The 19,963-nt window shown below is 50.7% G+C and carries 17 protein-coding genes; 5 read left to right on the top strand and 12 right to left on the bottom strand.

Translation table 11 applies throughout. The annotated features are described in order from the left end of the window. Nucleotides 1–41 precede the first annotated feature (41 nt). From ahcY to QWI17_RS22030, 4 genes are all read right to left on the bottom strand, one after another. On the bottom strand, nucleotides 42–1,445 hold the full coding sequence (gene ahcY, locus QWI17_RS22045; RefSeq protein ID WP_302724696.1) for an adenosylhomocysteinase: 1,404 nt from the start codon (nucleotides 1,443–1,445) through the stop codon (nucleotides 42–44). A gap of 50 nt (nucleotides 1,446–1,495) precedes the next feature. Next, nucleotides 1,496–1,852, bottom strand: a complete 357-nt coding sequence (locus tag QWI17_RS22040) for a four helix bundle protein (protein WP_302724695.1) — start codon at nucleotides 1,850–1,852, stop codon at nucleotides 1,496–1,498. A 68-nt stretch (nucleotides 1,853–1,920) separates the two neighbouring features. Continuing rightward, a complete protein-coding gene (gene metK, locus QWI17_RS22035) occupies nucleotides 1,921–3,075 on the bottom strand; it encodes a methionine adenosyltransferase (protein ID WP_302724694.1) in 1,155 nt (384 codons plus the stop codon). A 31-nt stretch (nucleotides 3,076–3,106) separates the two neighbouring features. After that, a complete protein-coding gene (locus QWI17_RS22030; protein WP_302724693.1) occupies nucleotides 3,107–4,120 on the bottom strand; it encodes an ArsR/SmtB family transcription factor in 1,014 nt (337 codons plus the stop codon). A 328-nt stretch (nucleotides 4,121–4,448) separates the two neighbouring features. On the opposite strand from QWI17_RS22030, the gene tkt reads away from it, so the two are divergent. Next, on the top strand, nucleotides 4,449–6,449 hold the full coding sequence (gene tkt, locus QWI17_RS22025) for a transketolase (protein ID WP_302724692.1): 2,001 nt from the start codon (nucleotides 4,449–4,451) through the stop codon (nucleotides 6,447–6,449). A 97-nt stretch (nucleotides 6,450–6,546) separates the two neighbouring features. Next, nucleotides 6,547–7,722: a phosphoglycerate kinase gene (locus QWI17_RS22020; RefSeq protein ID WP_302724691.1), complete on the top strand. Its 1,176-nt coding sequence runs from the start codon at nucleotides 6,547–6,549 to the stop codon at nucleotides 7,720–7,722. A gap of 559 nt (nucleotides 7,723–8,281) precedes the next feature. On the opposite strand, the gene QWI17_RS22015 is transcribed toward QWI17_RS22020, so the two are convergent. The 7 genes from QWI17_RS22015 to QWI17_RS21985 all read right to left on the bottom strand — a co-directional run bounded on the left by QWI17_RS22015 (nucleotide 8,282) and on the right by QWI17_RS21985 (nucleotide 15,784). Beyond that, nucleotides 8,282–8,968 (bottom strand): response regulator, encoded by a 687-nt coding sequence (locus QWI17_RS22015; protein ID WP_302724690.1) that lies wholly within the window; start codon nucleotides 8,966–8,968, stop codon nucleotides 8,282–8,284. Between the two features lie 3 nt (nucleotides 8,969–8,971). Beyond that, entirely contained in the window at nucleotides 8,972–9,394 is a 423-nt protein-coding gene (locus QWI17_RS22010; RefSeq protein WP_302724689.1) for a response regulator, read from the bottom strand. A gap of 16 nt (nucleotides 9,395–9,410) precedes the next feature. Beyond that, entirely contained in the window at nucleotides 9,411–13,019 is a 3,609-nt protein-coding gene (locus QWI17_RS22005; protein ID WP_302724688.1) for a PAS domain S-box protein, read from the bottom strand. Between the two features lie 423 nt (nucleotides 13,020–13,442). Continuing rightward, nucleotides 13,443–13,715 carry a Txe/YoeB family addiction module toxin gene (locus QWI17_RS22000; RefSeq protein ID WP_302724687.1) on the bottom strand — a complete coding sequence of 91 codons (273 nt, stop codon included), beginning with the start codon at nucleotides 13,713–13,715 and terminating at the stop codon, nucleotides 13,443–13,445. Further along, nucleotides 13,696–13,968: a type II toxin-antitoxin system Phd/YefM family antitoxin gene (locus tag QWI17_RS21995; RefSeq protein ID WP_302724686.1), complete on the bottom strand. Its 273-nt coding sequence runs from the start codon at nucleotides 13,966–13,968 to the stop codon at nucleotides 13,696–13,698. Before QWI17_RS21995 ends, QWI17_RS22000 begins: the two co-directional genes overlap by 20 nt. A gap of 697 nt (nucleotides 13,969–14,665) precedes the next feature. Further along, nucleotides 14,666–15,346 carry a glutathione S-transferase family protein gene (locus QWI17_RS21990; protein WP_302724685.1) on the bottom strand — a complete coding sequence of 227 codons (681 nt, stop codon included), beginning with the start codon at nucleotides 15,344–15,346 and terminating at the stop codon, nucleotides 14,666–14,668. Between the two features lie 15 nt (nucleotides 15,347–15,361). Beyond that, a complete protein-coding gene (locus QWI17_RS21985; protein WP_302724684.1) occupies nucleotides 15,362–15,784 on the bottom strand; it encodes a DoxX family protein in 423 nt (140 codons plus the stop codon). 113 nt (nucleotides 15,785–15,897) lie between these two features. Here QWI17_RS21985 and QWI17_RS21980 point away from each other — a divergent pair, with 113 nt between their 5' ends. After that, nucleotides 15,898–16,767: a LysR family transcriptional regulator gene (locus QWI17_RS21980; protein ID WP_302724683.1), complete on the top strand. Its 870-nt coding sequence runs from the start codon at nucleotides 15,898–15,900 to the stop codon at nucleotides 16,765–16,767. Then, complete coding sequence (locus QWI17_RS21975; RefSeq protein ID WP_302724682.1) at nucleotides 16,755–17,153, top strand: hypothetical protein; 399 nt, start codon at nucleotides 16,755–16,757, stop codon at nucleotides 17,151–17,153. The genes QWI17_RS21980 and QWI17_RS21975 overlap by 13 nt, the downstream gene beginning before the upstream one ends. A 144-nt stretch (nucleotides 17,154–17,297) precedes the next feature. Here QWI17_RS21975 and QWI17_RS21970 read toward each other — a convergent pair whose 3' ends face one another. Beyond that, a complete protein-coding gene (locus QWI17_RS21970; protein WP_302724681.1) occupies nucleotides 17,298–17,486 on the bottom strand; it encodes a hypothetical protein in 189 nt (62 codons plus the stop codon). Between the two features lie 308 nt (nucleotides 17,487–17,794). On the opposite strand from QWI17_RS21970, the gene QWI17_RS21965 reads away from it, so the two are divergent. Next, a complete protein-coding gene (locus QWI17_RS21965) occupies nucleotides 17,795–19,576 on the top strand; it encodes an alkaline phosphatase D family protein (RefSeq protein ID WP_302724680.1) in 1,782 nt (593 codons plus the stop codon). The last annotated feature ends 387 nt before the right edge of the window (nucleotides 19,577–19,963 follow it).

Raw genomic sequence — 19,963 nt, 5'->3', positions numbered from 1 at the left:
AAAAAGGCTTCGTCAACCGTAACCCGTCTACCATTTTCCGTTTAGTATTTATAACTCTCAGGCTTGAACGGGCCTTCTACTGCAACGCCGATGTATTCCGCCTGGTCGTCACGCAGTTTGGTGATTACGCCACCAAAGCCTTCCACCATGTGGCGGGCGACTTCTTCGTCCAGCTTTTTCGGCAGTACTTTCACGTAAATATTGTTGGGTTTGTCGGCCGCTGGCATGTCGGCGAACTTGCGTTCGTACAGATAAATTTGCGCCAGTACCTGGTTGGCAAAAGAGCCATCCATGATGCGTGACGGGTGGCCGGTGGCGTTGCCCAGATTTACCAGACGACCCTCGGACAGCAGAATCAAGTGGTCGTTGCTGGCGCGGTCACGGTACACCTTGTGAACTTGTGGCTTAACTTCTTGCCACTCCCAATTTTCGCGCATGTAGGCGGTATCAATTTCATTGTCGAAGTGGCCAATGTTACAAACCACGGCGCCGCTTTTCAGAGCCTGTAGCATGGCTGAGTCGCAGACGTTAATGTTACCGGTAGTGGTCACCAGCAAATCCGTGTTGCCCAATACGTCGGAGTTTACGTCGGCGGCCGCGCCTGTATTAATACCGTTTTGGTAAGGGGATACCACTTCAAAGCCATCCATGCACGCTTGCATGGCACAGATCGGATCGATCTCGGTAACTTTTACAATCATGCCTTCCTGACGCAGCGACAGTGCGGAGCCTTTACCGACATCACCGTAACCAATAACCAAGGCTTTCTTGCCTGAAAGCAAGTGGTCGGTGCCGCGCTTGATGGCATCGTTTAAGCTGTGGCGACAGCCGTACTTGTTGTCGTTCTTGCTTTTGGTGACCGCGTCGTTAACGTTGATGGCAGGTACTTTCAGAGTGCCCTTTTTCATCATATCCAGCAAGCGGTGCACGCCCGTGGTGGTCTCTTCGCTGATGCCATGAATGTTGTCCAGCAGTGCCGGGTACTTTTCATGGGCCAATTGAGTCAGATCACCGCCATCGTCCAAAATAATGTTGGCATCCCAAACTTCGCCATCTTTTAGAATGGTCTGTTCAATACACCACCAAAACTCTTCTTCGGTTTCGCCTTTCCAGGCAAATACAGGAATGCCGGCCGCAGCAATTGCCGCAGCGGCGTGATCCTGAGTTGAGAAAATATTGCACGAAGACCAGCGTACTTCAGCGCCTAGTGCGATCAAGGTTTCGATCAGCACGGCGGTTTGAATGGTCATGTGAATACAGCCCATAATCTTAGCGCCAGCCAATGGCTGAGAATCGGCGTACTCAGTGCGCAGCGCCATCAGTGCCGGCATCTCACCCTCGGCAATATCAATTTCAAGGCGGCCCCACGCGGCCAGTTGTTGAAAGTCTTCCGCGGTTTTGGCGGCGACTTTGTAGTCGGTGAAGGAATTCTCGATTGCAGTCATAGTGTCCTCGGTCGATTGAGTCGGACGTCTGATGTCGGACGTCAGATGCATTAAAGGTTTTGTTTCAGTCGGTTTATAAATGCCGTTAATAGGGCAAAAACCCGATTTGTTACTTCCAACAAGCTATCCGTGTTTGGCAATAATCTTAACCGCGTGCAAAGCAGCAGTTGAGTCTCAAGTTCTTGCAAGGAGCCCTTTGCAATCTGCAAAAATCTTACAAGTTCCCGGTCACTTCCCCGACCCGCACCCTCGGCAATATTAGACGGTATGCTGACGCTCGCCCGACGCAATTGATCCGCTAGCCCAAAGCGCTCAGAACTGGGTAAGTTTAAGAGCGATTTGTAGACCATTTCCGTCAACAGCATAGATTCCTGCCAAACTTTAAGTTGCTGATATTTTCTTTTCATCGTTCACCTCCCTGTGATCGATTTTCTAAAACGTCAGACCTCCGACTTCAGACATCTGACGTTTCCAATTAAAGCGCTTTGCGCAGTACATCAACTTTATCCGTCCTCTCCCAAGTAAACTCAGGCAATTCCCGCCCAAAGTGGCCGTAGGCCGCGGTGGGGCGGTAGATGGGGCGCTTGAGATCGAGCATGGCGATCAGGCCTTTGGGGCGCAGGTCGAAATGTTGGTGTACCAATTTTTCAATTTCCTGATCGGGCAGTTTGCCGGTGCCGAAGGTGTTAATGGAAATTGAAGTGGGCTCGGCTACGCCAATGGCGTAAGACACCTGAATTTCACAGCGATCGGCCAGGCCGGCGGCGACAATATTTTTTGCCACATAGCGACCAGCGTAAGCGGCGGAGCGGTCAACCTTGGATGGGTCTTTACCAGAGAAGGCACCACCACCGTGACGCGCCATGCCGCCGTAGGTGTCTACAATAATTTTACGGCCGGTCAGGCCACAGTCACCCACCGGGCCGCCGATAATAAATTGGCCGGTTGGGTTAATGTGGTACAGGGTTTCGTCGTGCAGCCACTCGGCCGGCAGAACCGGTTTAATGATTTCTTCACGCACCGCATCTTGCAAATCTTTTAGGGCAATGCCCGGGTTGTGCTGGGTCGACAATACCACCGCATCAATGGCAACGGGTTGGCCGTTTTCATAGCGCAGTGTCACCTGACTTTTAGCATCCGGGCGCAACCAATTGAGCGTACCGTTTTTGCGCAGCTCGGCCTGTTTTTCCACTAAGCGATGCGAGTAATAAATAGGTGCGGGCATTAGTACGTCGGTTTCGTTGGACGCATAACCAAACATCAGGCCCTGATCACCGGCGCCCTGATCTTTCGCTTCGGCCTCATCAACGCCAACAGCAATGTCTGCGGACTGTTTGCCGATGGCGTTCAGCACGGCGCAAGAGGCGCCGTCAAAACCTACATCGGAACTGTCGTAGCCGATATCGAGAATCACCTGGCGGATCAAATCTTCCAGATCAACGTAGGTAGAGGTGCGCACTTCACCCGCCACAATCGCCATGCCGGTTTTAACCAGAGTTTCTACGGCAACGCGAGCATCCGGGTCATCGGTCAGAATTGCGTCCAGTACCGCGTCAGATATCTGATCGGCCAGTTTGTCGGGGTGGCCTTCCGACACGGATTCGGAAGTAAAAAGAGCGTATTCGGCCATAATTGATTGGCTCCTGCTGGTGTCTAAAAAGTTAAAGTTGTTTAATAAATTGTCTGAGCTGAACCTGAAAGCCATTGCGCAGGGCAATGTACATGCTCTGGCCATCTTCCAGGCCGGCGTCACTGGCCCACTGGGTTAAGTCGGCAGGCTCGAACCCTTGCCATAAGTCGCCGCAGTTCTCCCGCGCCCAATCCTGCTCGTGGCGGCACAGTTCGGTTACGATTAAGGCGCCGCCGGGTGTCAGTGCCTGGCTTAAATCTTTAAAAATATCCGCTGGCGATGGGGTGTGGTGCAGCACCATATTCATCACAATGCCGTCGGCCAGTACCCGATGTTGGGGCAGGCAACTGGTGTCGCCGTGAATAAATTCAACATTGTTTAGCTTGGCCTTCGCGGCCGCTTCGCGCGAGTGTTCCAACATGGCTTCGGCGCTGTCGAGCGCGACAACATGAGCAAAGCGTTTGGCCAGAGCCGGTAAAAATTCACCCTGGCCCGGGCCGACCTCCAGTGCCAGATGCCGGCTTCTAAACGGGGTGTTGCTTAACAATTGTGCAACCTGCTCGCCGTACACTGAGTAGCTGGCGATTAAGTCTTGCTGGGCCCGAAACTTATGGGCGTTATCGGCAAAAAACTGTTGTGAGGCCTGCGCGCGCTCTTCGGCAATGGCTCGGCATTGCCCGGCTACCGCGGGGTCGCTCGATAACTGGTCTACGCTTTGGAACAGCGATAATTGCAGGGCCGCGTAGGGTTGCTCAGGCAGCACCATGGCGCGCCGATAATAAATAGAGTTGCCCTCGCGACGCGAGCTGGTTAAACCGGCGGCGGTAAGCAGCTTGAGGTGGTGGCTCATGCCCGATTGGCGCACGTCAAATATGCGCGCCAGCTCGGAAACGCCAAACGAATTCTGCGCCAGTATGGCGAGAATCTGCAGGCGCAGGGGATCTCCGGCCGCTTTTAATAAACAGGCTAAGGTGTCACAGGCGGACGCGGTGGCGTCGGCTGCAGGAGTATCGTTGGCCGCATTGGCAGTGAGTGCTTGTGTCATGGACGGTATGATAGTCGAATTCCACATCTATATCAAAATTTTTTGATATAGATGTCGTGCTTCGTTATGCATTCTTCGATTGAGCGCGCAAATTCCCTAAAATTCGGCGTTTAGGGCGTGCTCAGGCGGCCTTTGCCTTTACTGTGGCGACGAGGTGCGGGACAATAGCGCCCCCAAAAAAGTGGAGCCAACAGGCTTAGGCTTTGACTATTTTCAGCCCAAGTACTTGTGAGCCACGCAAGACAAGGTTGCGTAACAACTGATTTTAGGCCCGCCAGAGGTCAACTTGAATCTAACCCAAGCTACTTTATAAGGAGCCTTGACCCCTATGCCGTCTCGTTTAGAACTTGCAAACGCCATCCGTGTCCTGTCTATGGATGCCGTGCAAAAAGCCCAAAGTGGCCACCCTGGCGCCCCCATGGGTATGGCAGATATTGCCGAAGTCCTGTGGAACGACTTCTTACAACATAACCCAGAGAACCCTCAGTGGAGCGACCGCGACCGTTTTGTGCTGTCCAACGGCCATGGTTCCATGCTGGTTTATTCTCTGCTGCACCTGTCGGGCTACAACCTGCCTATGGGCGAGTTGAAAAACTTCCGTCAGTTGCACTCAAAAACACCTGGTCACCCAGAGTACGGTTACACCGAAGGCGTTGAAATTACCACGGGCCCACTGGGTCAAGGTATCAGCACCGCGGTAGGTATGGCCATTGCCGAAAAAATGCTGGCCGCTCAATTTAACCGCGACGGTCACGACATTGTCGATCACAACACCTATTGCTTCCTGGGTGATGGCTGCATGATGGAAGGTATCTCGCACGAGACTTGTTCTATCGCGGGCACCTTAGGCCTAGGCAAGCTGATTGCCTTTTGGGATGACAACGGCATCTCTATCGACGGTCACGTTGAAGGCTGGTTTACCGACGACACGCCTAAGCGTTTTGAGGCTTACGGCTGGCACGTTATTCCCGCCGTTGACGGTCACGACCCAGAAGCTATCAAGCGAGCCATTGTCGCCGCGCAAGAGGAAGATCAAAAGCCAACTTTGATTTGCTGCAAAACCACCATCGGTTTTGGTTCGCCTAACAAGTCTGGCTCACACGACTGTCACGGCGCCCCGCTGGGTGATGACGAAGTGGCAGCGACTCGCGAATTCCTGAAGTGGGAGCACGCACCTTTCGAAATTCCCTCTGAGGTTTACGCCGGTTGGGATGCCAAAGAGGCAGGTTCCGCTGCTGAAAAGAGCTGGCAGGCCAAATTCGAAGCCTATAAAGCGGCTTACCCTGCTGAGGCGGCTGAGTACGAGCGCCGTGTTATCAAAGGTGACCTGCCTGCCGATTTCGCCGAAAAAGCTGAAGCCTTTATTGCCGAGTGTCAGGCTAACCCAGAGAAAGTGGCCTCACGTAAAGCGTCGCAAAAAACCATTGCCGCCTTTAACAAACTACTGCCAGAAATGGTGGGTGGCTCTGCCGACCTCGCCGGCTCTAATCTGACTATGTGGGAGGGTTCACGCCCAATCACAGCGTTAAATGCCGATGGCAATTACATCTACCACGGTGTTCGCGAGTTTGGTATGAGCGCCATCATGAACGGTATGAGCGCGCACGGCGGTTTTATAAACTACGGCGCAACCTTCCTGATGTTCCAGCAGTACGCGGCTAACGCGGTACGTATGGCGGCGCTGATGAAGCTGCGCAACGTGTTTGTTTACACCCACGACTCTATTGGTCAGGGTGAAGACGGCCCAACTCACCAGCCGGTGGAAGTATTGGGCACCTTGCGCTTGACGCCCAACATGCAAACCTGGCGTCCGTGCGACAGCACCGAAACTGCGGTTGCCTGGAAGTCTGCCATTGAGCGTAAAGACGGGCCTTCGGCGCTGGTCTTCAGCCGTCAGGGTATCGACCCGGTTGAGCGCGCTGACAGCGAAGTGGCCAACATCGCTAAAGGTGGTTACGTACTGAAAGACTGTGATGGCACGCCAGATGTGATTCTGATTGCCACCGGTTCTGAAGTGCCGGTTACCGTTGAAGCGGCTGAGCTGCTGATCGCTAAAGGCAACAAAGTGCGTGTTGTGTCTATGCCAAGCACCAGCGTGTTTGATCTGCAGGATGCGGCTTATAAAGAGGCTGTACTGCCTCTGGCTGTTAGCAACCGCGTTGCCGTGGAAGCAGCCCACGCCGATTGCTGGTACAAGTATGTGGGTATCGATGGCCGCATTGTGGGTATGACTACCTTCGGCGAATCTGCCAAAGGGCCAGACCTGATGAAGCACTTCGGTTTCACTGCCGATAACATTGCTGCCACTGCCCAAGAGCTTTTAGACTAAGCTTTTAGGCTATGAACGCCGCCGCCCGGCGGCGTTTTTTTCTATCTTATTACTCTTTCCTATTTAGCAGCGCAGAGCGCAATTTACGGAGCGACACATGAACGTAAAACTGATGACTGATCAGGACCTTTCAGGCAAGCGCGTATTGATCCGTCAGGATCTGAACGTCCCTTTGGATGACGGCAAAATCACCAGCACAGTGCGTATCGACGCCTCGCTGCCGACTATTCAAAAAGCCTTGGATGGCGGTGCCAAAGTACTGCTGATGTCTCATCTGGGTCGCCCGGAAGAGGGCACCTATGACGAAGCCGCTTCACTTGCCCCTGTCGCCGCAGAGCTCAGCAAAAAGTTGGGGCGCGATGTCGCTCTGGTAAAAGACTGGGTGGACGGTGTCGATATGGGTGACGCCGATGTTGTGCTGCTGGAAAACGTACGGTTTAACGCGGGCGAGAAAGCCAACGACGATGCGCTGGCGAAAAAAATGGCGGCTCTGTGCGACATCTTCGTAATGGACGCCTTCGGTACCGCGCACCGCGCGCAGGCCTCGACCCACGGTGTTGCTAAGTTTGCACCTATTGCCTGCGCAGGCCCCTTACTGGCCGGTGAATTAGATGCTCTCGGTAAGGCTTTGGATAACCCAGCTCGGCCACTGGTAGCGATTGTCGGTGGCTCTAAAGTATCGACCAAGCTGAGCGTGCTCGATGCCCTGTCAAAAATTGCTGACATTTTGGTGGTGGGCGGCGGTATTTCCAACACGTTTGTTGCCTCGGCCGGTAACGAAGTGGGTAACTCTCTGTACGAGAAAGACCTGATGCCTGAAGCGCAGCGTTTGCGTGACACCACTGAAGTGGTTTTTGCTACCGATGTGCGCACCACCAAAGACGGTTTCAGTGACTGGAGTCACGACAGTAAAACCGAAGTGAAAGCGGCCAGCGATATTCAGGCTGACGAAGAAATTATCGACTACGGCCCGGAAACCGCGGCCCGCGTTGCCGAGATTATCAAAAACGCCAAAACCGTTTTGTGGAATGGCCCCTGCGGCGTGTTTGAATACGATGCCTTTGCCAAAGGTACCGAAGTTATTTCCCGCGCGATTGCCGAAAGCGACGCCTTCTCGGTAGCCGGTGGTGGTGATACTTTGGCGGCTATCGATAAGTGGAATTTGGCGGATCAAGTAAGTTATGTATCCACCGGCGGTGGTGCTTTCCTTGAGTTTGTAGAAGGTAAGCAATTGCCAGCGGTAGCGATATTGGAAGAGCGCGCGAAGGGGTAGGTTTTAACCTTCGGTTGTGTATTGAAAGGCGAGCTTTGGCTCGCCTTTTTTATATGCTTTTTCCGTTCACCGTTCACCGTTCACCGTTCACCGTTCACCGTCAGTCCTCCAGTTTTTATTTTTCTATTGCGTCCGTCGTCAGACGTCTGACATCAGACTTTCTCATTCCATTCACTTGGCTCAGTCGCTTATGAGACGATGCCTTTGTTGTTATACATTGAGTACTTTTCTTCGGTGAGTTCAGGCCGGACTTTATAAGGCCCGTGACTAGCAGGCTGTTGAAAAACCCCATGCATGCTCAGCGTAGCCTGATGCGTACAGATGTAGTGTCTTGTCTCGACGGACAGGGTGGTTACCTTTGCTAGAAGCAAGGCGCAGCAGATGTGCGCTTCAGGCCACGCCCTCCGGGGCTTTCAGACTGGCACGTACTCGTCGTTGCCCTTTTTCGATGGGTGGACACACACCTTCAAACGGCCGCCTAGATTACGAGTCAGCCTGAAAGTCTGAGTACGCTTGGGGTTTTTCAACAGCCTTGCTAGATATTAAATAAAAATTTGTATTATTCGAACAACATAAATTTAAGAGTTGTGTTGCGTTTACACTCGTACATGGCTTTGTCGGCTGCGCGAACGGTGTTTTGCAGTCGCCTGGCCGCCTCTATTAAAAGTTCATCACCACAGTCATGTCCATAGGTATCATTGACTTGCTTGAATCTGTCCAAGTCCAAGTAGATAAGGGCGAACGCGCTTTTGTTTCGAGTACAAAGGTCTACCGCTCGAAGTAACCGGTCGTCCAGTAGCGATCGGCTGGCGAGACCAGTTAGGTGGTCGTAATTTGCCCTTCTGAACAGCTCTATTTCTTCGCTCTTGCGCTCGATGGCCTGTACGATACTGCCGGTGATGATTGCCGTGTCAATATTGCTTTTAGGAAGATAGTCTTGCGCTCCCAACTTCATGGCCTCAACCGCAATTTTTTCGTTACCCTGGCCGGTCAGCATAATAATCGGCACCTTGATATTACTTTCGCGAAGGCGTTTCAAAATCTCTAAGCCATCACGGCCGGGTAGCGAATAGTCGAGCAGGATGCAATCGAAAGAGCGGTTTTTAACCAGGTCAATAGCCGTACGGCCATCTTCCGCCTCGGTAATAAGCCAGCTTCGCTGTTCGTCTTCGGTCAGTCTCTCGCGGTATTGCTCCCGGTCGTCTTCGCTGTCATCGACCACGAGAACTTTGAGACTCGCTTTCATCGCTTACTCCTTAGGTAGTATGGCAATCTCGAACCAATATTCGTTGAGCTGTTTGATCGCTTCAAAGAACTTGTCCAGGTCCACGGGCTTCTGGATATAAGTGTTGGCGCCAATAGCGTAGCAGTCTTCAATATCCCGTTCGTCCTGGGACGTTGTCAGAATGACGACGGGTATTTTTCTGAGTCTTTCGTTGGATTTTACTTGCCGCAGGACTTCTCTTCCGTCTATTCCGGGAAGGTTAAGATCTAGCAGTATAATTCCCGGGAAGTGATCCTTGGATTGTTCTTTGGCTTCAGATAGGTCGTTGAGATACCGCAGTGCCTCTTTGCCGTCCTCAAATCTGACGACAGGGTTCTTGACGTTGTTGTAAATGGAGAAAGCCTCCATCATGATGTCATAGTCGTCATCACTGTCTTCGACCACCATGATACGTTGCGATTGGCTAATTCTTCTCACTGTCTTCTCCGTGTAAATAAAAGTGAAATGTGGTTCCCTCTCCGGGAGTGGAGTCCAGCCATATTTTGCCGCCGTCCTGGCTGATGATCTTATTGACAAACGTTAGTCCGGCGCCCGTTCCCATGCCGTAGGCCTTCTCACTGTTAAGGCGTTTGAACATTCTGAAAATACTGTTGTGAAACTCGCTGCCAATGCCAATGCCGTTGTCGCGAATGTGAAACACATTGCTGCACTCTCCTTCCTGACCGGAAAATGTTTCATCAAAGGATATTGTAATTATCTTCCTGTTGTTGTCATTGTACTTAATGCCGTTGACTATTAAATTTCTGAAAATGATGCCTAGCCTGCTTCGATTGTGCTTAAGGCGAGGCAAGTTTTCTGCGACTATCAGTTCGGCGTTGTGGTCGGCTATGTACTTCTCCAAAAGCACAATCTCTTCGCGTGCCAACTCCCTTGTATCAATTAATTCAGACGTATCTTTGTTTTTGTTGAGCCTGGAATAAAATAGGAGGTCGTTAATCAGAGATTCCATTTTACCTGTTAGAGCGACAAGTCTATTGAGTTTGTGCTCGCCGCGCTCATCCAGCGAGGAGGCGTAGTTGCGCAGCAGTGACTGAGAGTGGTTGTTGATTCCGCGAAGAGGCTCCTTTAAATCGTGTGAGGCGATGTAGGCGAAATCGTCCAGTTGCCGGTTGCTTTTTTCGAGCGCTTCCAGGTAGGCTTTTATTTGGGCTTCTTGCTCTTTGCGTGCCTGAATGTTTTGAATCTGTGAAATAAAGTGTCTTGGACTGCCGTCTTCATGACGCACCAGTGATACTGAGAGCAAAACCCAAACCACCTCGCCAAGCTTGGTAATGTATCGCTTCTCCATTTCATAGGTCGATAGTTTCCCCGACAACACATTCCTAACATGCTCAAGGTCTAAATCGAGATCGTCCGGGTGGGTAATGGTTTGAAAGTCTGAGGCCATCAACTCCTCTTGCGAATAGCCGACAATGTCGCACAAAGACTGGTTGACTTTGAGCCAAGAGCCGTCCGGTGCAACCAGTGCCATCCCGATAGGCGAGTGCTCCATAGCAGCCCGGAATCGCAGCTGTTCTTGTTCCAGGTTTTTTTTGGCCAGCTTCTGTTCGGTAATGTCGTAGGCAATTGAGCCCAGGTTTGTAATAGTGCCGTTGTTGTCCCGAACCGGGAAAATGGTAATGTTGATCTGATACTCTTCACCGTTTTTTTTGAAATTGGTCAGCTCACCGTGGAATATCTGTTCGTTTTGCAGCGCCTGCTTGATGGCCTCTCGGGCCTCGGATTGATCTGGAGTGGACTCAGGGCCCTGTTGCAAAAATGAAGGGTTTCTCCCGATCACTTCCTCGGGTAAATAGCCGCTGAGTGCGAGGGTGCCCTCATTGGCGTAGACGATTTTGGGCTCATAGATGTCGGCCGTGGTTATCAGAACACAAGTTTGGGAATTATCCACAGCGCTCTGCAACAGGAGAAGCCTCTGCTCGGCGAGCAAGCGGTCGGTGATATCTTCGTGAACGCCGGACAGGCGCAGTGGGTTGCCCTCGGAGTCGCGTTCAAATATCTTGCCTAGGGAGCGAATCCAGCGCCAGTTTCCGTCTTTGTGTTGCATCCGGAAGATCGATTCGTAGAGCTCCCTGTTGCCCTGAATATAATCAGTAACGGTTTGTGTGGCGGCGTCGATATCATCAGGGTGCACTAACTTTGTCCAGGTGGAAAAGTCTTGAGCTAGCTCTTCGCGCCGATAACCGACCATTTCGCACCAGCGCTCGGAAAAAACCACCTGACCGGTGCTGACGTCCCAGTCCCAAGTGCCCAGTGAGGCACCTTCAATAGCGAGCCTGAGTCGGTCGCGGGTGATCACCAGTTGTTCGGTCACTTTGAAATACAGATAAACAATGGTCGCTGTAATCCATACCGCAACGACTGATACGGTGCGATTGACCAGTGAGTTTTCCACGGGCGCGATGCCGTCTTGGGAAAGAAAGTAACCGAGAACGATTAAGGCTGTGGACAGAACCGCAAAAACAAGTGGTGCGCTTCGTTTCCTGTACCATAGGCAGCAAAATACCAGCGGAATATAGCCAACGCCGGCGGCAATACCCATAGGTGTGAAGGCATCCGCAATCAGTACGATTAAAAATAGAGCTCCGGGCACCCAAAGAGGAACGGCGCCGCTGGCGCCTGAGGACAACCTGGTGGACAGGCGTGTAAGACACGTGGCGGTCAACAAGAAGCCCGCCGCAGTGTGGCCAGCCATATGGGTGTATTCGCCCCAGCCATAACCGCCTTTTGCCTGAATCAGGTAGCCCAGTAGCGCTGTGGCTGCCAATGCCCCCAATAAGACGCCGATTAACTGTCCACACAGCTCGCGAAGCCTTAAGTTGAGTCGTGACTGGCCCAAAAGAGCGATGGCCGTACCGCTCAATACAAAACACAGCGCCGAGTTGGGTGCCATGCGCCCGGGGTGCGAGGTGTTGGTCACGACATGATGGGTCCAAAGGAGTTGATCAAGGCCGAGGTTCAGCCCCGCCAGGTACTGGACGAGCGTCAGTAACCCTAGCAGCATCACCAATAACCCTAGCACAGTCGCGCTTGTGAGGCGGTGCTGGGCCAATAACAATAGCCCCAGACCTGTGGTGAGAAAACCAACCGCGGTGTTGAACTGCATGGGAACCAATGCCGGGTGAAGTTGCACGACGACGGTGGCGTTGAAAAACCAGCCCACTATAACGATTAAACCAAGGGTCATAATCACGCCGGACATTAGGTAGACGCTCAAGGTTCGTGCGGCTATCCTTTCTGGCAGCGCAGATAGGTTGACGAAGTCGGGGCGTTGGATGAGGCTTTTGCCGATACAAAGAGACGCAATCATTAACAGATAGGCGGTCCAGCGAAGTGCGTGACTCCACCACCAGGTTAGTTGCCAGCTTGTGCTCAGCGCGTAGGACAGGCTGGCCACGGCGAGCAGCACGAGCGCCAGGGCCCGAAAGCTTGCCTGGCGCTCCAACGGGCGTTGCGTGACATAGAAAAATGCGCCAGCCAAGGCAAAGCCGCAGCCGGCCAGAAGGCTGAATGCCCGCGGCAGCAGTAACCCTAACGACTCGATTAAAAGGACTGCACTCTTGTCCGGCGCCAGCAGATAACTCAATGCGCAAGCTGACGAGCCAGCCACAGCCGTTACCAGCAGGCCTTGCATGACCCGCGGGTTGTGGCTGAGCCAAAGGGAGGCGAGACAGATGCCGCCAAACAAAGCGGACACAACATGCAGCCAGTTGTCGGCATACCCGGGTGCCGCGACGGCGTGTAGCAAATCCAATAACCCCATAAGGCCGAAGCCAGCGGCTAGGCAATGCTTTATGGGCCTGTCAATGGATGGGTTGGCGAGCAGCAGTAGCATGACCGTCAAGGCCGCCGCGCCGCTCAGCGCTTCGACAAGCTCATGGATAGAGGGCGCCACGAGCGTTGGTCCGCGAAAGACCGTTGCGCTGACCAGACTAACGGTGAGCGCTAGCGCAGTGATGGCGAGCGGCACTGCGCCCATGCCAGACAGTCTGCGTCGGGTTTCGGGTTGCATTCGCGAGGCTCCTTATCTTCGGGCACTGTATTGTTGTTGGCCGCGCAGGCATCTGTTCATGGTAGCGAAGGGTACGGTGTTTTCGCTACCCGTACCCGATCAGTATAGTCAATTTTGGCGACAGTTCCGCTTTGTGGGGGCATTGCGTTTGACCGCTGGCGGCATAGTTCACATTGGCGGTTTGGCGAGAGAGTTAGCCGCGTCTGGGGCAGGCTCTGTCAACTGTATTGCTCAGCTCATAATATTGAGAAGTTAGCGAATTACGGAGCTGTGAGTTGATCCGCAGCCTTATTCATACTCGCCTTGTGTAAAGTGTTGATGAGCGAGATTATGTTAAGCAGACATGTTCAAATGATGAGCTTCACTACAATCAAAATCGCCAACGAATTACCGGTTTAAGAAAACTGCAATTCTGCAGACTCGTTAGGGCTGATCGTAGTGTCCACCAATCGCGAAGATATAAATGGAATTATCATCGAAGCGATATACTAAGCGATCTTTTTGCGAAATTCGTTTTGACCAGAGACCTGAAAGGTTATGCTTCAGCGGCTCAGGTTTTCCCAAGCCAGAAGACGGGTCGTCGGAGCGGAGTATTTCTTTGAGCAATTTCCGCAAGGTCTTGTGGAGCTGCTTGTCCTTTTCGCGCAGAGCCTCATACTCCTCCCATGTATTACCCTCAAATATCAGTGATTTCATTCAGTTGTTCGTCAATCGGCTTATAGCCTTGGCCACGGGCATGGGATTCAAGGGAGTTGGCAATCTGCTGCATGAGATTCTTGTTCTGGAGCACATAAAGAGTTTCTTGCTCTCGCTCCCAGTCGTCGGCACTAATGACCACAAATGCCTCGCCCGCCCGTCTGGTTACCTTGAGGGGCTCATGTCGACTAACCACTTGTTCTACAACACTTTTCAGGTTGTCTCTAAACTTGTTTACGCTAATTGTGTCCATACGGGCTTCCTCTTGTACGGAATTTCCGTACGACTATACACCATAAGCCCTCACAAGGCCAAGTACCGCTACTACGGCCGAGACGCACTAACGTGCGTCCTTATTTAAGGCGTGAAGGTTCCGATGAGTGTCAAGCTTACAATATTTTTGGCGTGATATTCTTGGGTGTTTTCTCTGGAGAAAGTTCACTTCAGTCGGTATATGTTGCAAAGCTGCCACTCATATTTGGCGGCGCTGTAATCTCGATGTCGTTTATTGTAGGGGGTCAATAGGGCCAGAGTTGTTCAAATTTTATAATATAATGCTCGAAGTCTATTGGTTTAGTTAAAGATTATTGAAACGGAAAATTAAACTAAGGTGCAGGGCTTTCGAAGCTACTTCGCACTCAGTGGCAATAGCCGTAGTGTAGGTAGAGTCTTTGATTGTATCCTTGATGGTCTTTACAAATGGCTCAACAGACGTAGTCAGAGAAGGAGTTTTACATGGAATGGTATGAAAAGTATGCTTAACCACTTTGGTTTCCGGTCAATGCGAGTGCGCAAGCCGCGCGTCATCGTGGACTGGTATGATGAGAGAGCTTGTGATTTACGCGGGCAATGATATTAATGAGGAGCCGGGTGCGGTAATTCCGCACGTCCGGATCTGTGTGGGGGCGTTTCAGTAATGGGGCGTTCTACCACGATTATTTTTCTGGCAACTACATGCCCTCTGTCAGAATAAGCTGTGATGTATAACTATCTCTATTTTTTAAAAATTGGACTAAAAGAGCCGGGTAATTTTCTGCAACCGCCTGCTGAACAGATTTCCGTTGTCTCAATGCGCTACGCCACCACTGACACTTAGGTAAATTGGTAAAAGTATTCAAATCAGTGAAGCTGTCGAATACATCAAAATACCGAAAAATGGGGCCATACACAGCGTCTATCAAATGAAACTGTTCACCTGTAAAAAATGGGATGCCAGAAATTTTCCCTTCAATAATCCGGAATTTACCGTGTATTTCAGTATGAATTCTATGGAAGCTCGCGCTGTTTTTTGCGTTGTACAGGCTGGCGATACTTTGCAGTATGCCGGAGCCAAACTCTATCCACGCTCTGTGATACGCTTTCTCCAATATATCAGTGGGGTGTAAAGAACCGGATGTCACTTCATCTAAATACTCGCAAATGACCGCCGATTCAAACAGTGCGCGGTTTTCATCAACTAGTAGAACAGGAACCCTTCCCATCGGTGATTTTTGTTTAAACCAGGTCGGCTTATTGGCAAGATCAATATCGGTTCTGGTATAGGCAATACTCTTTTCTTCCAAAGTGATAATTGAGCGTTGCACGTATGGACATAAGGCGTGGGTTATGAGATGGAAATTTTGTTGTTTCATAGCATGGTTTTCCAATTAGCTGAGCTGTGATTGTTTTGATAAAAAGTAATGACTAATTGCGTACTTCCCATCGCCTAGGCCGATCTGTGAGACTGCAATGAAGGTGAGCAGTAGTGGGTATTCCCAACCCCCTCCAGCGTTAGTGAACAACCATCCATTGGATGAGTGTGCCCAGGTCGCGCCAAGTAAAACGGGTATAGCGAGTGCAGAAAAAATCCTTGTATTGAAACCCACTAGAAGGGCCACACCAGCGATCGCTTCAACAAGAAAGACAATATAAGCTAGTATTTCCGGTAATCCGATTGAGCCAAAAAATTGTGCAGTGCCAGGCAAGGTAAACACGACCAGTTTCAGGTAGAGACTGTGTGCTAGGAGTACGGTGCCGAGGGAAACTCTTACGATAAATGCGCCGGTATCTGGATTGAGTAAGCGGTTCATGGTGGTTATCTCCGTTTAAGTAAGTGCTGTAGAGTATGCGCCTTGCGTTATTGGTGGTAAATTAGCAAAATATGCAAAATAATATTGCATAATTGCAATGCACGGGATGCTGTATGGATTGGAATTCATTGAAAGTGTTTCTGTCGATTGCTCGTCGTGGATCTTTATCTGGGGCGGCCAATGATCTCGACGTTAATCACACGACCATTTTCCGACGCTTGAATGCCTTTGAGGCAGAAATCGGTGGGCAGCTATTTGAACGTATCAATAACCGCTATGAATTGACAACATTGGGATACGAACTACTTGACCTCGCACAAAATATCGAAAATTCTTTTGATACCATAGATCGCTACATTGTTGGCAAGGATTTTCAACCCAAGGGTATCGTGAAGATCACCGCACCCAACAATATTGCTTATCGCTATTTGCCACGCTATATCTCCGAATTTAATAGCCTTTATCCGGAGATACACATCGAGTTATTGGTGAGTAATCAAGAATTGAATATGTCGAATCGTCAAGCTGATATTGCGGTGAGAGCAACATCTTCACCGCCGGAACACTTGGTTGGAAGACAGGTAAGTACCCTTAATTGGAGTGTGTTTGGCAGCAAAAGATATGCAGATAAATTTGGTTTGCCTAACGATAAGGGTGAGTTGATAAATCATTCTTTAATTGGTGCTACAGGAGCAATGCGCAATCTTCCAGCTTTCGTTTGGCTGGATAAACACTTTGCTGATCAAGTGATAACACGCTGTGATGATCTGACCGCGATGTCTTACTTTGCAGAGTCAGGCCAGGGCCTGGCTTTTTTGCCTGACGACCAACTTCGACCAGAATTAACAAGGCTATTTGGCGTTCAGGTGAATAAACCCAGTAACTTATGGTTGTTAACACACCCTGATCTACGTAATGTTGAAAGAATAAAGCTGGTTATTCAGCATTTAACAAAGGCATTTTCGCAGGAATGGCCTTCTTGATCCACAAGAGTATAACCGGGGAAAATATAACAAGCGCTGCTGGGAAAAATTTACTCGCTAGAGCTCCTAAATTTCCGCAGAGCGCGGCGTTAGAACTGCCAATGTTCCAAGTGAAAATAATATTTTTGGGTTTTTCAATTCTATTGACTGGGTGCTTGGTTAATTTTACCAAACAGAGTGGTCTGTTCGGGGTCTGGAAGTCGAATGAAGCTAAAGCTCTTGATAGTATGCGAAGAGTTGTCGGCGTAAGTGAAAAAGCTAAAGAGTTATTCGAAAATGACTTTTTCGGTCACCTGATAGCTGAATGTCGAGCTGATGAAGGACGTTACTATTTTGATCGGGAAGAAGACAATATCGAAGGAATGAAAGAGTTCATAGAAATATGATGGTCAAGTCTTGAATTGTGAATATTGTTTTCCGGCTGAGGCTCTAAGCTTCAATGCCTGGCTTCCGTGTTTAGTGTAGCCAGTCTAAATTTGACATCGCTGCTGGATACGGACAGTAAAATAAGTCCATTCGTCGCGGTTGTCTTACCTTTTAATCGGTGCGTCTTTCAGTAGCTCGATAATTTCTTCGTTGCCGTTCAATTCGGCGAGGTCTACGAGGTAAGATTTTTCGAGCTCTACAATGGGTTCTTGGGCCAATAAATCTTTGACTGATGTTTTGTCACCATTGGCAATGGCGGTTTTCAATGCTGAAAATTTGTTGATGCTTCGCATATATTTTCTCCCAGCTGTGTTTTACTGTGCGGCCTTAGCAGATAAATATTATGTGTTAGTGTATTTTCAATGATTGGTGAAGACCAGTGTTCGTCGTGCCGCATAGTAGAAATTGTATGCAAAAAAGCTAGTGTAACAAGGTGTTAGATCAGTTGCACAGCTGCGGGTGATGAGTTACGCCCTTTTCTTCATTCTGCTAACCCCCCTTCCCTCTTTCTGAATGCCGCTAGTTTTAAGGCGAAGTCTGTCACACCTATGTCACCAACGCCGGCAATAATTGTTTATTTGCTAAAGCTTTGGGGTGATGTATGCCAGATGTATCCAGGCGGGGTTTTATCCGCAACGGTCTAATGGGCCTTGGTGGTGTGTATGTGACATCGGTACTGGCAGGTTGCGCCGGCAGCGATGACAACGAAAACTTGGGAATGGGCAGCTTCGCCCACGGTGTAGCTTCAGGTGATCCAGTGGCCGACAGCGTCATTTTATGGGCGCGGGTCACGCCTTCTGATGCTAGTGCAGAGGCAGTACGGGTGAGTTGGGAGGTTGCCGATGATCAAGAGTTTAACAATATTATTGCCGGGGGTTCGGGCGAGGCGCATATTGCGCGTGACTTTACCATTAAGGTGGATGTACGGGGCCTGACGCCGGACTCGCACTATTACTATCGATATAAAACGGCCAATGCCGTCTCTACCACTGGGCGCACAAGAACCATGCCTGATAACAGCGCGGAGCAGCTGTCATTGGCCGTGGTATCTTGCTCGAATTACCCAGCGGGGTTTTTTCATGTATACAACGAGGTTGCCAATAAGAATATAGATTTAGTCCTGCATTTGGGCGACTATATTTACGAGTATGGTCGCAATGGCTACGCTTCGGATGCGGCAGCGCAAATGAACAGGGAAGTACTGCCTGCCCACGAAATACTATCGCTGGATGATTACCGTGCCCGCTATGCTCAGTACCGCACAGATCCTGATTTGCAAAGGGCGCATGCCTCTGCACCATTTTTGGTGGTGTGGGATGACCACGAAATAGCCAACGACACCTACATCGACGGCGCAGAAAATCACGACGCAAGCGAGGGTGATTTTGCCGAGCGTAAGTTGGCAGCATTGCGTGCTTATTTTGAATGGTTGCCTATTCGCTCGGAAGGGGCTATCGACAGTGACAGTCTGGCTATGCCATCAAGCATTTATCGTCAGTTCGAATGGGGCAATCTCGTTAACTTATTGATGCTCGATACCCGCAACGAAGCGCGCGCTAAACCCTTAAATACCGCGAGTTACTTTAATGCACAGACAGGTGCATTCGACTTTGCCGGTCTGTTTGCCGATATTAACGATCCGGCGCGCGAGCTGTTGGGCGCGCAGCAGCGTGACTGGCTGGCGGCAGCGTTGACAACATCAAGTGCAACCTGGCAGATGCTGGGCCAGCAGGTATTAATGGGGCGCATGGACTTGCCCTTCGCTATTGCCACTCAACAGTTGAGTATACCGGATTACGCCGAGCTGGGTGCTCTGGCTTTATTAGCCGCTCGCGCAGAGCAAGGCGATCCGAGCCTGACTAGCGATGAGCTGCTTTACTTACAGGCGAATCAAGAGCGTCTTACGCCCCAGGTTGTTGCCTTGCTGCAAGCGCCCAGTATTCCGTATAACCTGGATGCCTGGGACGGCTACGGCTATGCACGCGAACAAGTATTGGCCATGGCCCGCCAGGCAAATGCCCGATTAGTGGTGTTAGCCGGGGATACTCACAACGCATGGGCCAGTGAAATTGCCGACGCCGAAGGCAACCCCGCCGCTGTAGAATTAGCCACCTCATCGGTGAGTTCGCCGGGGTTGGAAGAGTACCTGGCTATACCGGCCGATGCTTACGCGCAAACCGAAGCCGGTATAGTCAATTTGGTGGAGGGGCTCAAGTATCTTAATAGCGCGGACCGTGGACTGCTAACTTTGGATATTACCCACGAGCGCATTATTGCCCGCTGGGAGTTTGTAACTTCGGTACAAAATAGCGATTATAGTGTGCAGGCGTCGCGAGCTCAGGAAATGAGCGTGACGGCAGATAATCCGTACCAGTTCAATTAACAGGCTGTTGAAAAACCCCATGCATGCTCAGCGGAACCTAAAGGATGCACTTTTAGTGCATCCTCCCCAACCAGGAACTTTGGCTAAGATCCCCGAATTTACTTTTACTTAGGGCTCTTATTAATGTCGATACTCCGGCAGCCCTTGTGCGCTGCTATTACTATTAAATCCCACGCGCGCCACTTGCTGGTCTATCCAGAGCCGTTATGTCCTCACAGGTTATTGTGAGTCGTCGATGTTCGGTTTGAGACTCCTTGAAAGTCAGCGTTAACTCCTATCGATTAATGTAAAGCCCACAATGTATTGCAATTTATGCAGTGGAATCTTCAAAAATCAAGACTCTACCCGCCACTTGACGTCGAAATCTTCGGCCCATATTTTGCTGGT

Source organism: Gilvimarinus gilvus (assembly GCF_030518155.1).
Classification (GTDB): Bacteria; Pseudomonadota; Gammaproteobacteria; order Pseudomonadales; family Cellvibrionaceae; genus Gilvimarinus; species Gilvimarinus gilvus.
The sequence above is the reverse complement of the archived record's forward strand: the minus strand, read 5'-3'. Positions and strand labels throughout refer to the sequence as shown.

Excerpts from the sequence above, each read along its gene's own strand:
- ahcY (WP_302724696.1), bottom strand. The coding sequence starts at position 1,445 with ATGACTGCAATCGAGAATTCCTTCACCGACTACAAAGTCGCCGCCAAA.
- QWI17_RS22040 (WP_302724695.1), bottom strand. The coding sequence starts at position 1,852 with ATGAAAAGAAAATATCAGCAACTTAAAGTTTGGCAGGAATCTATGCTG.
- metK (WP_302724694.1), bottom strand. The coding sequence starts at position 3,075 with ATGGCCGAATACGCTCTTTTTACTTCCGAATCCGTGTCGGAAGGCCAC.
- QWI17_RS22030 (WP_302724693.1), bottom strand. The coding sequence starts at position 4,120 with ATGACACAAGCACTCACTGCCAATGCGGCCAACGATACTCCTGCAGCC.
- tkt (WP_302724692.1), top strand. The coding sequence starts at position 4,449 with ATGCCGTCTCGTTTAGAACTTGCAAACGCCATCCGTGTCCTGTCTATG.
- QWI17_RS22020 (WP_302724691.1), top strand. The coding sequence starts at position 6,547 with ATGAACGTAAAACTGATGACTGATCAGGACCTTTCAGGCAAGCGCGTA.
- QWI17_RS22015 (WP_302724690.1), bottom strand. The coding sequence starts at position 8,968 with ATGAAAGCGAGTCTCAAAGTTCTCGTGGTCGATGACAGCGAAGACGAC.
- QWI17_RS22010 (WP_302724689.1), bottom strand. The coding sequence starts at position 9,394 with ATGGTGGTCGAAGACAGTGATGACGACTATGACATCATGATGGAGGCT.
- QWI17_RS22005 (WP_302724688.1), bottom strand. The coding sequence starts at position 13,019 with ATGCAACCCGAAACCCGACGCAGACTGTCTGGCATGGGCGCAGTGCCG.
- QWI17_RS22000 (WP_302724687.1), bottom strand. The coding sequence starts at position 13,715 with ATGAAATCACTGATATTTGAGGGTAATACATGGGAGGAGTATGAGGCT.
- QWI17_RS21995 (WP_302724686.1), bottom strand. The coding sequence starts at position 13,968 with ATGGACACAATTAGCGTAAACAAGTTTAGAGACAACCTGAAAAGTGTT.
- QWI17_RS21990 (WP_302724685.1), bottom strand. The coding sequence starts at position 15,346 with ATGAAACAACAAAATTTCCATCTCATAACCCACGCCTTATGTCCATAC.
- QWI17_RS21985 (WP_302724684.1), bottom strand. The coding sequence starts at position 15,784 with ATGAACCGCTTACTCAATCCAGATACCGGCGCATTTATCGTAAGAGTT.
- QWI17_RS21980 (WP_302724683.1), top strand. The coding sequence starts at position 15,898 with ATGGATTGGAATTCATTGAAAGTGTTTCTGTCGATTGCTCGTCGTGGA.
- QWI17_RS21975 (WP_302724682.1), top strand. The coding sequence starts at position 16,755 with ATGGCCTTCTTGATCCACAAGAGTATAACCGGGGAAAATATAACAAGC.
- QWI17_RS21970 (WP_302724681.1), bottom strand. The coding sequence starts at position 17,486 with ATGCGAAGCATCAACAAATTTTCAGCATTGAAAACCGCCATTGCCAAT.
- QWI17_RS21965 (WP_302724680.1), top strand. The coding sequence starts at position 17,795 with ATGCCAGATGTATCCAGGCGGGGTTTTATCCGCAACGGTCTAATGGGC.